Here is a 17,002-nt window from a genome sequence, read left to right as displayed (position 1 = left end):
GGCGAGAGCTGTTTAATTACTGGACTAGAGGCATCTAATCTATATTGCTATGGGGAAAATTTTATCTTGAAGGAGTTGGTACCAGCTCCAGCTGATGGTTGGACCTACGAAGATTTAGAGGAGTGCTGCTCTAAGTTTGAATACGATTATGCAGATGTCTATCTAGGCGAGCAATGGATAGGCAGCACAGAAATTTAGTGGTTAATTGAGAATGCCATGGCCTTAGATTTTTTAAGGGCCATGTCACCCCAGGAATTCACTAAAGACGAACAGAGTAATAGAAAAAATACCACAACATAGATGTTATAATGTGGTATTTTAATTCGTGTTTTGTTATACTCTTTACATGGCTTGTTAATAAATTCAATTGCTTGGGGGCAATATGAGACACAATAATATTCTCATTTCTTTTGAAGAAATGAAGCAATTTCTCAAGTTTCATTACAGACATTCACGGCTATATGGCCGTAACAAAGATAATGGCTGGGATGATGGATACGGTGACCGCATTGTAGAGGCTTATCATATCGATATCATTAACGGTAAGCGCTGCTATATCTCCCGGCATGAGCACCAGAAAGCTGATGGCTTAAGTTTCTCTTCCCAGGATGTATTCAACTATATTGGATACATTTCATCAAATGACACCCTCGAGGCTGAGCTTGAAGTGTTAAAAGAAATGCTAGGCACTGACAGTCAAACAGAACCTAAGTTAGGTAAGAGCTCACATGTTACTACTAAAGATTTGGCAAAACAGAAATATGCTATTTACACGAGAATTTTAAGCCTTCGACCTCGAGCTAAAGTTTCTTGAGGATTACCAGTATAAAGTTTTATTTCGTTCGGCAACTAGGAGCTAATCTTATGAGTAACAATATTATCGCTTTCTTATTAATAGCAGCACTTTCTCCCTCGGTCAGCGCGGTGGGTCAAATCGATGAGAACGTGAAATATACCTCAATACCAACGGTTCATCATCTGAACCAAAAGTAGTAGAGATACTTCAAAACCCCTCAAAAAAACTCAGTGTTAAGCACTGAGTTTTTTTTTGTCCTGTGAACAAGATATTGAGATGAATTTTCTCTCCACTAATAGGGGTTCCCCCTAGTCGCCACCGAGGCCCACCCGCCGGACTTACCCCTGCATCCCTAAGGCTCGTTCCTCACCAAGTGCTGCCGCTCAAGGCTGTTGTCCACCAGCGCTAGTACGATGCCAACAAACCCCCGTTGTCACCGTCCTAGCAGAATGCTGGTGGCCATATGAATCGCCTTCGGCGAGCAAAAAGCATTTGTATCGCTTTTCTTAACGGCTTCGCCTAAAAAGCTGACCCTCTATCGAGCCCTATTGTGACGCCCTTGTTCGGGCCAAAGTCAATAAATAAAGTTAAGTATATTTTACTATTTATAGTGTGTTAATATGGTATTTATTGGGGGTGTGAGTTATAATGTTTTTAAGTTAAGAGAACAACTTATTCTTAATCTATTTTTCCGATGCTTGGGGGCAACGATGATTAAACCAATTTCAGTTACTGTATTATTTTCTGAATCAAAAATGCTTGAAGAGAAAGATTACTCTATCGAAGATTTTGAACAACTTGCTCATGAAGTAGCTGCAAAATGCGAACTAGGGTATGAAAAGACAGATGTTAAGGTAACTTTCGATTCTGGCACGATTTTCAATATTGACCTAAGCCTGGGTCGTGGTTGCGACAAAAGTATAAAAGAGCGCCTAGGGAAGTTGAAATCGTATGTAGAAGAATTCAAGGAGCGATTGACACGAGAAGAGCTGCTTGAGTTTGGTTTTCTAACTAAGGTCGATTTAGAAGATATCGACAACAGCAAGAACAAGGCACTTTATTCCTCTATTATTGCCGAAGAAGCTAAGCGCAAGGAAGAGGAAGAAAAGAAAGCATACGAAGAAAGGCAAAAGCGCATAATGGAACATCGGAAAGCGGTAGAGGCTTTCCAGGACAACTTATCTATCCCTGAAGATGCCCAGGCGGTTATCGTTGCCAAATTTACCTCTATGAGTGATAGATCAGACCCTTATACTGATTATTATGAAACACAAACTAATAGAACCATCATCCTGGCATGGTCAAAGCACACCCGAGATCTATTTTCTGAGATGCGTAAAGCAGCGCTAAACCACCAAGACACCGCAGCCCTATCCGACAAAGAGCTTAGTACAGAGCACAGAGAAAAGTATTCTATGGGACGAGGCTTTTATCTGACAAATAAAGATTACATTCGTTGCGGTATAGAAATTAGAAAGATAGTGCTCAACACGAACGATAAAAAATCAAGTGTTCCTTATGGAGAAATAGCTATTCCAGAAAAGAAGGTTACTGGCAAGAAAACAGAAAACAGTAGTAATCAATCCGAAGTAGACCTTAAGAACTCTATTGTTGGGAAGGCCAAGCCAATTGAGGTGATGCATCACACAAAAAAAGGCCATTTAGTTTTCGTGGTGAACTTCGAAGAAAAACAAAGCCCTGATGTTTTTAAGTCGTTGCTTTCAGTGGCTAAGGAGAACAATGGGTATTACTCAAAGTTTAAATCTGATGGCGCTATCCCAGGTTTTCATTTTACTGACCGTTCGGATGTAAATGGCTTCTTCAAATGCATTGGTATGTTGGCTGATTACTCATGCCTTAACGAGCCATCTAGTAATGGTCAGCAAGACAACTCTAACAAGGAGCCTATCAAGCTTAATCATTCCGAAGTCGTCAGCGTCGAAAGTGGAAAAGAGAAGGAAGGGCAAGGAAGTAGCTACATCAAATCTATGATTGCCAATAAGAAAAAGCAACATGAAGATGTAAAGAAATGGATTGGATTTACTAAGGTTATCACAGTACAGGTGGGTAGCTTTCCACAGGAACAGATAGATAAGCAGTCATTTCTCGATATGTCAGAGTTGTTCTTAATGTCAGAACCAATCGTTAGTAATAACACTGTGGTTTATAGCTATGAAGATACGATTTTCACACTCGAACTTGAAGCAAACATTAGCTTGAATGTACATTAGACTTGGTATTGGTTTTGGGTTGTTTTTTATGTGGAAATTATATTATTACAATTTAGGTGGGTCAGCAGTAGAGAGAAAGCCTGAACCTCTTTCGCATACTTTAGAAGACAGCCTGAACATTCTCGAGCGTAGGTTTAAAAGCCAATGCCTAACAGAAGTGGTGAAGGCTAAACATTTTTCCTTGTACTCTATCTGTGTCCCCCATAAGGGAAAGAGCAATCAAAAGTCAATTAGTGGAAGATTGCTGGTATATAGAGAACCAGCACCAGAATAACCGCTCCCCAAGCGACCAGCCCCGGCAATATTGTCGGGGCTTTTTTTTCTCTGGTGTACATAAAACCAATCAACTACAATCGAAACATAAAAATTTCTCTCCACTAATAGGGGATACCCCTAGTCGCCACCGAGGCCCACCCGCCGGACTTACCCCTGCAGCGCTAAGGTTCGTTCCTCACTAAGTGCTGCCGCTCAAGGCTGTTGACCTCCAGCGCTAGGTCGTTGCCAACAAACCCCCGTTGTCACCGTCCTAGCAGAATGCTGGTGGCCATATGATTCGCCTTCGGCGAGCTAGAAGCATTTGTATCGCTTTTCTTAACGGCTTCGCCTAAAAAGCTGACCCTCTATCGAGCCCTATTGTGTTGCCTTTGTCCGGTCCAAAGTCAATCAATATAGTTCAGTATATTTTACTATGTAAAATGTGTAAATGTGGTATTTTAGGGCGTGTTTTAGTATAATTTCCTTAGTTGCTTATGTAACTATCTATTTGAAAACAATTGCTTGGGGGCAATATGAAAACAGAGTTCTGCAATTACGATAATCTTAAAAAAGTCGCTCAAGGCCAAGCAATGCTCTTTGTTTGGCCAAATGAATTAATCAATAAATCACTCACAACAATTTCTTTTACTGATGAATCTAAAGAACTAGGTCTTCAACCACTACTGATAGACGCATTCACTGCTTCCATATTAGTAAAGGTGTTAGATGCGCTAAGAGAATCAACGCAAGATAAGGTTAAAGAGAGAATTCAAACAGACAGAGCGAACTTCTGTCTGTTCTACGAAAGAGCAATGAGTGTCATCTGACAAGCAAGATCATTTGTAAATGTTAGGAGGAAAGACATGTTTAAGTACTTACCAATAGCAGCTTTTCAAGCTGAATCGTTGCCAGAGACGAATGCAATTGCTACTACCCCCGATAAAACTGAATATTATCTAGACATAGCCGCTGCCAAGGAGCTTTCAGTATATGACCAACTGGTAGATATTGAGCCAGAAATTGCCACATTGGCTGAAAGCGGTACGGAAGTAATAAACCTAAGTGTTTACTAATTAATGGGTACTTGACCCCAGGTAAGCCGCAATGAGTAAACATTGCGGCTTACCTGCTCTCCACTAACAGGGGTTCCCCCTAGTCGCCACCGAGGCCCACCCGCCGGACTTACCCTTGCAATGCTAGGTCTCGTGCCTCGCCAAGTATTGCCGCTCAAGGCTGTTGTCCACCAGCGCCAGGACATTGCCAACAAACCCCCGTTGTCACCGTCCTAGCAGAATGCTGGTGGCCATTAGAATCGCCTTCGGCGAGCTAAAAGCATTTGTATCGCTTTTCTTAACGGCTTCGCCTAAAAAGCTGACCCTCTGTCGAGCCCCATTGTGTCGCCTTTGTCCGAGGTAAAGTCAATCAATATAGTTAAGTATATTTAACCATATTAGGTGTGTGAATGTGGTATCTTATGGCATGTTTTAGTATAATTTCTTTAATTGCTAATGTAACAATACATTTGAAAAACAATTGCTTGGGGGCAATATGACCAAAACAATAAGCAGCTTATCTATAAGCAAGAGAAAGAAGTACATAACTACCTGCGGAAAGACCATATCGTTGTGCCCTGAAATGCACATCTGTAACTATAATTACATGGATCAATATGGTACTCAGATTGCGAGAAGGAAAGAGCTGTTCCAGAAGAATGAAAATGCATATCTCTATTTTTCATACAATCTGGAACCAGGCAGTCCAGTGTATTACTTTTCGAATGGTTACAATGGGATTCACATCGATGACGTAGACCGGGAGGACTGTCTATTCTTCGGTATTATCCTCACTACTCAGATCATAGAAACGGACCTACTCATCATTTTTTTAATGTCTAAGATGCTGGTCAAAAAGAAAATCAGAGAAGGGACATATGTCTATGGCATTCATGACAAGACACTACCAGGACAGCTAGCACACCACGAAGTCGTATGGGATAAGCGCAAACAACTTTTCAACGATCATTCTGAAGTAATTAAGAAAATAAATGAGATTCATAGCTACCTTACAAGCAAGGAGATATTAGAACTCCATAAGGAGGCCGTTCATCATTCAATCACTGCTAGTAAGGAGAATGTATGAGATTAGTAGGATTAAAGGTATTCAATAAAGATAAAGTATTAAAAGGGAAGGTTACCCAGCAATACACATCCAGTACTGATGATAGGGAGGTGCTACTAATCAACGATGATTATGAGATCTGTATAGAGCAGGTTGATTACATACTCTTCACTCTAAAGCCGGATGAGCGTGGTGAGCATCTAAGAATAAAATAACCTTATGATAGCGGCTCAGGTCCGCTATCGAGCCTTAAGCCAGAAGAAAACATAATATCAGTCTCTTTCAATATCAAAGCTCTCAATAGACTACCAAAATTACATGTGTATAAATGTGGTATTTAACTCGGCCACTTGCTATAATATATAATAGTTGTTAGCAATTGCTTGGGGGCAATATGAAATTTAGAGAAATTGATGGAAAGCAACAGGTTTGTTTCGAACTGGAGGACATTCCAAGTTTTGGCAGTGACATCTGGTTTCAGGTCGAATGCTTAGATGGTCTGTATTGTTTGCTTCTTAGTTACCTACGAAATTGCGGACCAACAAAGCAAGAAGAGACGATAAATAAAAAACGTAGACTCGCATTGCTACACATAAGAAAAGCATGGTGGATAATAAAAAGACAGAGATTACCTTTAGATGTCGTCAAAGGATTTAGTGTGTCAAACAAGTTTGCAAAACTTAAAGGCTTTACAGTTCTAGGATAGATTAAACTACAAGGTAATTGAGTGATGACTGATACAAGTGATCTACGACATGTGTATAGGCTAACACAGCTTGGCAGTGGTACATGTAAGTTTGGCGACTGTGAAGTTTGCAACGAGCATTTTGATACCGGTTACTACCTAGTTCAAATGAGAGTGTATCTGAATAGATTTACCGGGAATGAACATTTGACATATTCAGGGTGTTTTACACTATTTGGTCATAAAGAGTGCTTGATTACTCAAACATGACTATATCGATGATTTTTATCATACGCTAAAAAGAGGCTCCCAAGGGAGCCTCTTTTTATTAGGTGGGTTTGTGAGATTTTAGCTCTCCACTAAGAGGGGTCCCCCCTAGTCGCCACCGAGGCCCACCCGCCGGACTTACCCCTGCATCCCTAAGGCTCGTCCCTCACCAAGTTCTGCCGCTCAAGGCTGTTGTCCACCAGCGCTAGGACGATGCCAACAAACCCCCGTTGTCACCGTCCTAGCAGAATGCTGGTGGCCATATGAATCGCCTTCGGCGAGCAAAAAGAATTTGTATCGCTTTTCTTAACGGCTTCGCCTAAAAAGCTGACCCTCTATCGAGCCCTATTGTGTTGCCTTTGTCCTTCCCAAAGTCAATAAAATATGGGAACAATAATTTATAAAATATTGTGTTATCATATGGTATATTTGTAAGGGTTAGTATATAATAACGCCAGTTTAATCAATTATTTAAATGCTTGGGGGCATGTATGGAATTAAATACTTTTACACATATGGTTACTGGAGAGGAAACTTTTATACCTGCTATGGTATTCATCCCTAACACGAACCAGCGCTTATCAGTGATGTACTGCGAAGAGTTAAAGGCGGTTGTTTGTATCAATGGGGGTTTATTCCTACCAGCTGACACTGAAGCAGCTTGCAATGGAGGCGTTGCTGGTACTCTTCAACTAGCATCGGCTTATGAAGTAGGACAGAAAGAGGACACTAAAAAAACAATCAAGCTAGGCTCATGTGAACCAGGCACAGCAACAGAATTTGGTACTGTTAGTAAGTCAACAAACACAAAACAATATAACGCTATCGTCTTATACAACTCAATAACTGGGAGTATTCATTCAGCGTATGATGACGAAGAAAAGGCAAATAGCGCTTTTGATAAAATCTGGTCATTAACGCAGTTCCCATCAATGAGGCTCAAAAAGCTGACTTACTGGTCAGACATTGGTAAGGCTCATCAATACCTAGAAGGTGTATCAGTAGACTCTTGTTGTGCTTGATATCAACAACCTGCCCAAAGCGGCAGGTTGTTGATTTGCTCTCCACTAACAGGGTTCCCCTAGTCGCCACCGAGGCCCACCCGCCGGACTTACCCCTGCAGCGCTAAGGTTCGTTCCTCACTAAGTGCTGCCGCTCAAGGCTGTTGACCTCCAGCGCTAGGTCGTTGCCAACAAACCCCCGTTGTCACCGTCCTAGCAGAATGCTGGTGGCCATATGATTCGCCTTCGGCGAGCTAGAAGCATTTGTATCGCTTTTCTTAACGGCTTCGCCTAAAAAGCTGACCCTCTATCGAGCCCTATTGTGTCGCCTTTGTCGGGGCTAATGTCAATCAAAAAAGGCAACAATAATTATTAAATATTTGGTGTTACAATGTGGTATTTTTTTGGGTGAGGGTGTATAATAAATACATGAAAACAAAGGCATAGTTTTCATGTTAACTGATTTTTAAATAGCTTGGGGGCTAAAATATGTCAATTGATAAAAACTTCGCATACTCACTTCCTTGTACTGTAGGTAAGCAATTCAAACCATTTCATCTAGTGAATGTTCCAGCTTCAGTATTGGTCTCACTACTAAACATCGATAACAAGGGTAGTGTACTTAAACGTAGCCAGCGAGAGGTAAATATGAAGCGAGCGAAAGATTTCGCGAAATACCTTGTGAACAACTATAAGCGTTTTTACATCATCCCAACTATCATTGGTGTGGTTGTGTCGAAGAAAGATAAAAAGCCTGAATTTGAAGAGGTTATGGAAGGAGCGCGAGTTGGTCTACTTCATATATCTATGGATAGTTCCATTAAGCTATTCGATGGCCAACATCGTTCTGTTGGAATCGACTTCGCTCTAGAAATGTTGTGTGATGAACTCGCCGAGTTAGGTTTTGATCTAGAGAACGTAGATGTTCCTATTATGCTATATACGAACTTGACACTTAAAGAGAGGCAGTTGGGCTTTTGTGACATCAACCAAAACTTGGCCAAACCTCAACAAAGTATTTCAGATGCCTTTAATACACGTGACCCTCTTCCATGTTTAGCTCGTTACATAACTGAGAACTGCGTTGCGTTTAAAGACCTGGTTGATATGGAGCACAATACGATCACCAAGAAGTCTGAAAAGTACTTTCCTTTGAAAGCTATCAAAGATATCAACCAAATCCTGCTGGGGTTGAGTAAGGAAGTAAAAGAAATCTCTGATTCAAAGTACCAGCTAGCAAACGAGTTTTGGACTACTGTTTCTAGAGCCATGGGTTGGGGAGGCTTAGCATTCAGCGATACGTCAGCAGAAGAATTCCGTAATACCTGTATTCTAACTCATGTAGCTACACTAAAGGCTGTTGCAGTAGCTGGAAATATCGCAATGAATCACTATGGCTCTCTCGAAGCAGTTCAGTGGGATAAGCTTGAAGAACTTAACTACTCACGCGATCTAGGTACGTCTGACTTTACTGGCCGCATCATAGATGACAAGAGTGGCAATATGTCAGTGAATAAAACTAGCATTGACTTGGCTGCAAATAAACTCCTTACAACCCTGGGTGTACCACTTTCTGAAGCACGGCAAAAGTTAGAGGATCAGTACTTTGGTTCTCAAAGTATGAGCGATGATAGTGGTGACATTAATGGAGCAACAGAACAAGCCGCTTAACCAAGCTTTAATTAGAGAAGCCCTGACTAAGTTCAGGGCTTTTTGTTGCGAGTAAACAATATAACGCATTCACAATTTTCTCTCCACTAACAGGGGTTTCCCCTAGTCGCCACCGAGGCCCACCCGCCGGACTTACCCCTAAGCACTAAGAATCGTTCCTCTTCAAGTGCTTCATTTAATGAAACCCTAGAGCAATCTGATTGCCAAAGAAAAGAATTTGTCATTCAGATTGCTACCCTAGGGTGCAAAAGTTTATCTCGCTCAAGGCTGCTAGACCTCCAGCGCCATAGAAATGCCAACATAAACCCCGTTGTCATTGCTATGGCAGGGTGCTGGTGGTCTAAATGAATCGCCTTCGGCGAGCTAGAAGCATTTGTATCGCTTTTCTTAACGGCTTCGCCTAAAAAGCTGACCCTCTATCGAGCCCTATTGTGTCGCCTTTGTCGGGGCTAATGTCAATCGAAAGGACAATACTTATTTTTCAATACATCGTGTTATTATGTGGTATTTAACTGGGTGGTTTGATATAATAAATACAAGTAAGTTACTGTTTATATTGTTAAATTGCTTGGGGGCATTATGAAGACAGTTATTCAAAACATTGAAAAAGTGACTATTGGTCATATAGTAGGCGGGGTTAAACAGGAGTCAGAAGTACGTCTATTAATCATTGAATCTAAGGACGTTGGCACGTTCGCTACATGTGTAGTAGAGAATGATGAATTTGGTACAAGCTTGTATGAGGTATGTAGCGTCAAAAGTCTAGACAACATTGTTGATGATGTTCAACAAGGCAGAAAGGTCGCGCTTAGTACATGGGAGCCTACCTTAATCCCTAATGTCGAGTATGTAGCGGAGCAGTTTGAGATCGCAGAGCTATTGAGTAACAAACCAAATCACATTAGTTTATTGAAGTAGGGGCACCACTATGAGAACTGAGAAACAGATTGAGCTAATTAGTAAGCACTATAAAGACCAGATCAGTGTATTCAGCGGAGAACCGCATCTAATGGTATGGACAGAAAAAGGAACTGGCTTTGTTTCAGTCAAAGAAATGTCTCAGAATAAATTCGATGAATTCTTGAAGGTTGCCCTTAAGCGTGAAGAAAAAGCTAACAATGAAGTTAAGCTAAAACAGATTTGTGCAGATTTCGGGGTTCTAGAAATACTTCAGTCAACGGCTCAATGGCGGGATTCAATCGAATCATTATTGACCTTGTTTTCTTTTGCGTTACTTCCGACACGCCTTGTGGAGCTAGAGAAGGAGCTTGAAAGAGCAGCGTTGTCATTCGACCATCAATAGATAAATATTGCTCAGATTTACTGGGCAATATTTGCTCTCCACTAACAGGGGTTCCCCCTAGTCGCCACCGAGGCCCACCCGCCGGACTTACCCCTACATCACTAAAGCTCGTGCCTCGCTAAGTGCTGTCATTGAAATTTCATTCAAACCTAAATCACTATGGACGCCAACAAAAATCCGTTGTCATCCATAGTGCAGTGGTAAGGTTTGATGAATTTCAATGTATCGCTCAAGGCTGTTAGACCTCCAGCGCCATAGCAATGCCAACATAAACCCCGTTGTCATTGCTATGGCAGGGTGCTGGTGGTCTAAATGAATCGCCTTCGGCGAGCTAGAAGCTTTTGTATCGCTTTTCTTAACGGCTTCGCCTAAAAAGCTGACCCTCTGTCGAGCCCTATTGTGTCGTCTTTGTCCGGTCTAAAGTCAACTAGAATAGTTAAGTATATTTTACTTTATTGTGTGTTCTAATATGGTATTTATAGTTGCGTTTATTTATAATACATACTCTGAACAAATAAATATCATAGGCTTGGGGGCAGTATGAAATTAGAAGTTATCATCAATAATTACACCATTATTTGCAGTCGTTTATTCGGTTATGTTGGGAAAAACAATGTCGGTTTAGTAGAGGGTAAGTTTATTTCGATTACCTATGAAAAGGTGATCAATGATTCAATATACATGGACTCAGACATAGCTTTTATCTTAGGTACTAACTCGGATATCGACACAAGACATAATATCGTAGAAATCCTAAGTTGCTTATCAGAGGAAGGGCATCGTGGTTCTTCTTTATCAAAAGTAATTTCAATAGGTAAGTTTCTTCTAGGGAAGAAGTTTAATGAACCTAGGTTAAAAGTGATGAAACAGTTTAGGGGAAAGACGGTTTCTACTTATGAATGGGATGTGTCAGGACAACCCTTAATAATCGAACAGACCAATGAGCCAGATTCATTATTATCTAGTTTCAAACTTATCTAGTGATATCTGACATATATCAATTGAACATACTAGCTAATTGAAAAGGAATATATTAAGGGTAGGGGGAACATATTGAATTTAGCAGCATTGTTATTACGCATTTACGCAGTAGCTGACGCTCTAACATTTATTTTTGAGCGTTTGGGTTTCTCAAATGTGGCTGATGCTTTTACAGTATTTGTACTAATTGTTGGGTTTGCAGAGGCTTTCGGTCTAATAGATAAAATTGTAGAAACTATCAAAACGAAAACGAGTACAAAGCAAAGAGTAAAATTGGCGATACTTTTAATTTTAATACTAATAACTATCCAATTGTAACAAGTAAATTTGTTTCAATTGGACGCTCTCCACTAATAGGGGTTCCCCCTAGTCGCCACCGAGGCCCACCCGCCGGACTTACCCCTACATCACTAAAGCTCGTTCCTCGCTAAGTGTTGTCATTGAAATTTCAATCAAACCTAATTCACTATGGACGCCAACAAAAAGACGTTGTCATCCTTAGTGCAGTAATAAGGTTTGATGCATTTCAATGTATCGCTCAAGGCTGCTAGACCTCCAGCGCCATAGCAATGCCAACATAAACCCCGTTGTCATTGCTATGGCAGGGGGCTGGTGGCCTAAATGATCTGCCTTCGGCAGCTAAAAGAAATTTCAACGCTTTTCTTAACGGCTTCGCCTAAAAAGCTAACCCTCTATCGAGCCCTATTGTGTCGTCTTTGTCTGGATAAAAGTCAATAATAATAGTTAAGTATATTTTACTTTTGTTTGTGTTTTAATGTGGTATTTTAATCTGGTTTTGGTATAATGGAAACAGTTGGGAATACTACTGGCGGGACAAAAAATGAAAGTAACAGTTCATAACTTCTACATCACTAACGGCAAGATTATTGGTCAAGTTGGTGATAACGATATGGGTTTAACTCAGGGGAGATTCTTTAGCGCGGAATTTCAGAAAAAAACTCCAAACGCTGTCTACTGTGAACTGGGAATAAAATATGAATTCGGCAAAGCCTCAGAAACACCTATCGGAGACCTTGTGAAAGAAAAGTTGTTCGATCTTCAATTCGAGATTACGCAGGGGTCAATAGTTGCTAAGGCACAAGAGTTACTGAGAGAAACGTTTGGTGTGGAAACTACGCCTTCTGTAATTTCAGAAGTCCAGTACAAAACACGTTTAGTACGTAAATTAGAGTGGTCATTCTTTGGTCGCAAGATCACCATGACAGAGTCAATTGATCACTCTGGATATAGCGAATTATCCATTTAAGCACTTAGGGCTAAAGCCCTAAATGCTTAATTTCCCGCTTCTTGGGGGTCACCCCCGACAGCTCGGCCCCAGCCAACCCGTCATCCCCCGATCACAATGCAATATCAAAGAACTTGACATTGATTATTTCGATCTATATTTTGGCGAAGCCCTTTTAATTATTTTAAATTTAAAAGTATTAAAATATTTTAATTCTAAAGAAGGGTCTGCGTTTTGTTTAACAGACTTGTTTTTCTCCCATATTTGTAAATATCAAAAATTACACTGTCCTTTTGGGCTCCTTTCTATGACCTTTAAGTGTCCGATTACTCTCACTGTGACGTAATGCTTTACTCACTTATTAAATGTCCATCGGGTATATTAGCTTGATTAATGCCATCCAATTGCCATTACAGTCCCACCAAATAGCCACTAATCGGTCAGGACAAAAAAGACCCTTTGCCAGGGCATATCTACAACTGTGAGTAATTAAGTGCTGTGGTGGATTTATCTTAAGTTATCAACTTAAGAGCATGTTTTAGCTTTAGACAGCTCAATGTGTGATGTTGCCAAAGCGATAGGTGCGTCCATTTTTAAGATGTTAAGAGACGTATCTTTTGAAATAATGTGAATATTTTGAGTGAAGGCCAGGGGGATGTTGGGGAGAGCAACTGAGGTCTACTTAGAGCAAGGAGCTCAGAACAATTTACTTTAAAATGAGGTTGGAACCTTAATGATAACCTTCCACCTTTGTATTCAGAAATTGAAAATACTATTTATTATTTGACCTATGTGAATAACGAGGTTGGCAAGCAAATGGCTAGTGTGGCACGTGGGGCCATCGACTGTCATCAACTGACTTAGTGTATAGACAGTCAGAGCCAAGTTGTGTTGTTCCGTTAGAACCTCACAAGCGAATGTTAGCTACAAATCAAAGTATTGAGCTCCCATGATGTTCAGATGATTAGGCAAAGAAAACGTCGGTTGCTTGATTCGGCTCTTGACGTATGTGCTAACGTAGAAGCACCAAACTGGCTTAACTGACTACATAAGCTTCCAATTGTCGAGGGCTTAAATTATATATATTTGCAGCCTAAATCGTCGATTTGACGAAGGCGGTGTTCGCGAACATTTTGCATCACTGTAATACGATTAAAGTCTCGGTCAATCATGGGATTTAGCATCGGTTGAGGTACTCAAAGCTCTGCATGTTCATTAAGTATAAGAGGACATATTAAAATTGCTCTTACACTCTTAGTGTATATTATCTATGTTATGTTAAATTCGCGACGATTGGAATTTTGTACACGTAGTTGTTACCACCTACCAAATATCAATAAGTTAGATACCTCCTTTTGAAAGTTGACTATGTGAAATCTCTTTCCCCTGTGAATTTGAAATTTGTGAGTATTAAACATAATGGCCATTTACCATAAAATAGGTTATCAGAAGATCTATTTAACTAAAGTTAAATAGATCTTCTGATAAAAAATAACTTAGTTTTCGATTACTCTTACTAAGATTCGAAGCAATATTTACTCATTTTATTCTTTGGTAGTTTTACTCTATGTCGTTTTTCAATTAACGTTGATACCTTGCTATTCTGGCAATATTCCCATGTATTTTGTCTAATCACTACATCGACTAGGTCTAAATTTAAACCTAAGTATTTTTGTACATTTGAACTGTCAGAAAATTGTACATATACCATTCGATTCTTTTTCGATATATAGAGAGATGATACTTCTATTTGGTAATTTCTCTCCAAGTTCTCCTTTAACTTCTCTCGCCAGTCTTCAATCAACACCTGCCTCCTAAAGTGAAAATATTTGAGGTTGTCACAGACATGCTATATATTGCATTTATCACTAAAAAACAATAGAGATATTTTACTATGTTTAACGACTGTTCAACACTATTTATTGGGTATGATGACGGTAATGCCCAACATAAGATCTCAGCTGAATCTGTTAAAACCTCCTTTCCTACACACATCCAACGTTCGACTGAACGTTTTGCGGTACTAGATGAAACCTTTTCAGTATCAAGTAATGCTCCTGTTCAAACGAAATTTACTTCTGCTGTTACAGGTAACGCTTACACCATTGGTGAGGTAAAACAACCTATTCCCAGGAACGATGACTTCTCCAATAGTGAAGCAGCTCAGGTTTTACTGCAGCATGGCTTAAATCAATTTGGAGATGAGTTACTCAATAAAAAGTACGTTCTTTGTACTGGAATGCCATTAAGACAGTTCTTTAAAACAGATGGGTCCGTCAACGAAAACAATGTTAAGCAAAAGATGCTCTCTATGCAGAGATCTTTTGATCACTTAGGTACTGACCCGGAATCGAAGCTGCGGAAGTCAAATATTGAAGCTCTACTTGTTCAGCCCGAAGCACTAGCAGCCCTTCGTGTATTCCTATTTAAGAGAGATGATTCAGGGATGTTGGTACATAACCCTGAATACATAGGAAAAACGATCGCAATCGCTGATCCTGGTGGTAAAACAACTGATATAGCTGTGTTTGACGATGGAACTATTGATATGGATCGTTCTGTCACCCAGGACATCGGGTTCAATCAGATTGTCAAAAAAGCATCCAACTACCTTTACGATTTAGGTTTCACCACACCCACACATCAGCAGTGCCGTAAGTTAATTGATGAAGGTATTGTTACAGTTCGGGGGGTTGAAAAAGATCATTCAGAATGGGCAGAGAATGCACGGAAGGAGCTAGCTAGTAAGATTTTTGGCGCAATCACTGATACCTTATCTAAAGCTGTAGATATTGATTTAATCATATTCATTGGAGGTACTATTGCCGCATTGCGTGAAGAAATTACACCTTTAATTGAAGAGTATTACGGTAAAGATAACAACTCATTCCTCATACCAGATGAAGCAGACAAGCTAAACGCTTGGGGCCTTGAGTTGTTTGCAGAGCTTTGGTACCAAAACAACAAAAAGAATAAGTAGGCAAAGGTCATGGGGCGCTTTTCATTAAAAGTGGAAATAAGGATACCAAATGATTACTCAACAGAATGCCGAGAGTTAGCGAATTCAAAATCAATAACTCTCAAATCGTTAGTCGAAGAGTTAATTAGAATTGGGTATTTCATCGAAGAGGGTGAGTTCGATAAGCTTATGTATTATTTTGATAACATCCTCCCTCATGAGATCAGAGACTGGGATTGGTGCCGCAACTTAGGGTTACACATTGATAAAGTAAAGAGAAGAGCTAGCATACACATAACGGATTCTTCTGTGTATCACCAAGGTCTCGTTCATACTTATTTGTCTGCACATTCCGAAAACGATCCCAAGCAAGCTCTTAATGATGTCAACCAACATGCTATCAATATGATGAATTCTGCTATTCATTTCCTTCAAAACCAAAGTAATAAAGAAAGGTTTAAGTGTAATGAGTACAAGACACTCGAAAATGTTGAGCAACATTTGGCTAAAATAGCTTCAAGTATTGAAAAGCTTTCAAACCACCCTATTGGCTTTAGAGCTGTTGAGGGGCAAACTGAACAGCCAGATGCTTTTTCTACGAAAGATGATTATCTTGAAAGTAAAGATGGTGTCTCTGATAGCTTAGCTATTGATAATTTCAACATGGAGTCATTGCTGATAGCTTAAGAAAAATGGGGCTAATGGGGCTTAGCACTGTTTAGTTAAGCCCCACTTTTGAAAGGAGTTGGTAGCGATTTTATTCGTCAAAGAGAGCCTCAATTTGTTCATTGTCTAAGTCCCCTTTCCGACTTTTGAACCTATTAAAACCTTGTTTAACTGTTTCTTTAACTCTTGCTTTAACAGCGTTAAAAAAGTCCTTCCAGTCGATCTTGTAATCTGAGTCCAATGTGTATGCAATAATGCTAGGAATTGAAGATCGTGCAACGCTATCCAGAACAGCCATCTCTTGTGGTGTCGGTTCCGCCTCTTCTAAATGCAATTCAAAAACCTTGATCGTTATGTACCACTTCTCACTATCGTAGTGTACTAAGTCACTATCGAATTTCGAAAGGAGAAATTTAATCTCGTTAGAACTTAGTTTATAGGTAGGGAAACCAACGACAATGTTCATGAATTTTGCAGCCATACCATTGTCTATTATTTTTCTTCCTGGAATCTGGCTAGCACTACCCTTTCTGAGCTCGTTTTTGATGTGTGAAAAACTACAACGCTCTGTGAACTTAGCCCTAAGTTCGACTAGGGTGTGTTTTGCTGCTCTATCTGCAATCGTACTTGCTTCAGTTATACTGATTTTTTTGTTCCTATTTTGTTTTAGCAAAATTGCTGTTTTAAGTCTTCTGGCGTATAAGCCAGGGAAACCTTCTAAGTCACTGTAAGGGTAATCGTATGCTGATTCTAAACATTGTTCATACAGTTCCACCCAAGGGCTTTTTAACTCTTCTAGCTCTACAGTCATTGTGAACTCCAC

General features: G+C 40.1%; 18 protein-coding genes. 17 read left to right on the top strand and 1 reads right to left on the bottom strand.

Translation table 11 applies throughout. The annotated features are described in order from the left end of the window. Window positions 1-66 precede the first annotated feature (66 nt). From R7190_RS20550 to R7190_RS20470, 17 genes are all read left to right on the top strand, one after another. Entirely contained in the window at window positions 67-198 is a 132-nt protein-coding gene (locus R7190_RS20550; RefSeq protein WP_254919935.1) for a hypothetical protein, read from the top strand. 184 nt (window positions 199-382) lie between these two features. Next, window positions 383-814 carry a hypothetical protein gene (locus R7190_RS20545; protein ID WP_025636572.1) on the top strand — a complete coding sequence of 144 codons (432 nt, stop codon included), beginning with the start codon at window positions 383-385 and terminating at the stop codon, window positions 812-814. Between the two features lie 692 nt (window positions 815-1,506). After that, window positions 1,507-3,027 (top strand): LPD25 domain-containing protein, encoded by a 1,521-nt coding sequence (locus tag R7190_RS20540; RefSeq protein WP_138058894.1) that lies wholly within the window; start codon window positions 1,507-1,509, stop codon window positions 3,025-3,027. 788 nt (window positions 3,028-3,815) lie between these two features. Beyond that, window positions 3,816-4,109, top strand: coding sequence for a hypothetical protein (locus R7190_RS20535; RefSeq protein ID WP_025636822.1), 294 nt, complete (start codon window positions 3,816-3,818; stop codon window positions 4,107-4,109). A gap of 36 nt (window positions 4,110-4,145) precedes the next feature. Next, window positions 4,146-4,355, top strand: a complete 210-nt coding sequence (locus R7190_RS20530; RefSeq protein WP_025636820.1) for a hypothetical protein — start codon at window positions 4,146-4,148, stop codon at window positions 4,353-4,355. A gap of 475 nt (window positions 4,356-4,830) precedes the next feature. Then, window positions 4,831-5,421: a hypothetical protein gene (locus R7190_RS20525; RefSeq protein ID WP_077202324.1), complete on the top strand. Its 591-nt coding sequence runs from the start codon at window positions 4,831-4,833 to the stop codon at window positions 5,419-5,421. Beyond that, window positions 5,418-5,615, top strand: coding sequence for a hypothetical protein (locus R7190_RS20520; RefSeq protein WP_025636691.1), 198 nt, complete (start codon window positions 5,418-5,420; stop codon window positions 5,613-5,615). Before R7190_RS20525 ends, R7190_RS20520 begins: the two co-directional genes overlap by 4 nt. 179 nt (window positions 5,616-5,794) lie before the next feature. Further along, entirely contained in the window at window positions 5,795-6,106 is a 312-nt protein-coding gene (locus R7190_RS20515) for a hypothetical protein (protein ID WP_025636688.1), read from the top strand. A 737-nt stretch (window positions 6,107-6,843) separates the two neighbouring features. Continuing rightward, entirely contained in the window at window positions 6,844-7,374 is a 531-nt protein-coding gene (locus R7190_RS20510) for a hypothetical protein (protein WP_025636817.1), read from the top strand. A 468-nt stretch (window positions 7,375-7,842) separates the two neighbouring features. Beyond that, window positions 7,843-9,024, top strand: coding sequence for a DGQHR domain-containing protein (locus R7190_RS20505; RefSeq protein WP_025636717.1), 1,182 nt, complete (start codon window positions 7,843-7,845; stop codon window positions 9,022-9,024). 579 nt (window positions 9,025-9,603) lie between these two features. After that, window positions 9,604-9,942, top strand: coding sequence for a hypothetical protein (locus tag R7190_RS20500; RefSeq protein WP_025636798.1), 339 nt, complete (start codon window positions 9,604-9,606; stop codon window positions 9,940-9,942). Between the two features lie 10 nt (window positions 9,943-9,952). Then, complete coding sequence (locus R7190_RS20495) at window positions 9,953-10,327, top strand: hypothetical protein (RefSeq protein ID WP_025636800.1); 375 nt, start codon at window positions 9,953-9,955, stop codon at window positions 10,325-10,327. A 540-nt stretch (window positions 10,328-10,867) separates the two neighbouring features. Then, the gene (locus R7190_RS20490) at window positions 10,868-11,308 is read left to right on the top strand and encodes a hypothetical protein (protein WP_025636794.1); all 441 of its coding nucleotides are present in this window, start codon (window positions 10,868-10,870) and stop codon (window positions 11,306-11,308) included. Window positions 11,309-11,380: 72 nt separating this feature from the next. After that, a complete protein-coding gene (locus R7190_RS20485) occupies window positions 11,381-11,626 on the top strand; it encodes a hypothetical protein (RefSeq protein ID WP_025636793.1) in 246 nt (81 codons plus the stop codon). 523 nt (window positions 11,627-12,149) lie between these two features. After that, window positions 12,150-12,575: a hypothetical protein gene (locus R7190_RS20480; protein ID WP_025767165.1), complete on the top strand. Its 426-nt coding sequence runs from the start codon at window positions 12,150-12,152 to the stop codon at window positions 12,573-12,575. Between the two features lie 1,873 nt (window positions 12,576-14,448). Further along, a complete protein-coding gene (locus R7190_RS20475; protein WP_025634167.1) occupies window positions 14,449-15,534 on the top strand; it encodes a ParM/StbA family protein in 1,086 nt (361 codons plus the stop codon). A gap of 9 nt (window positions 15,535-15,543) precedes the next feature. After that, the gene (locus R7190_RS20470; protein WP_025634166.1) at window positions 15,544-16,200 is read left to right on the top strand and encodes a hypothetical protein; all 657 of its coding nucleotides are present in this window, start codon (window positions 15,544-15,546) and stop codon (window positions 16,198-16,200) included. 70 nt (window positions 16,201-16,270) lie between these two features. On the opposite strand, the gene R7190_RS20465 is transcribed toward R7190_RS20470, so the two are convergent. Continuing rightward, entirely contained in the window at window positions 16,271-16,990 is a 720-nt protein-coding gene (locus R7190_RS20465; protein ID WP_025634165.1) for a hypothetical protein, read from the bottom strand. Window positions 16,991-17,002: the final 12 nt, after the last annotated feature.

The organism is Vibrio sp. 1078-1 (genome assembly GCF_033340475.1).
The sequence above is the reverse complement of the archived record's forward strand: the minus strand, read 5'-3'. Positions and strand labels throughout refer to the sequence as shown.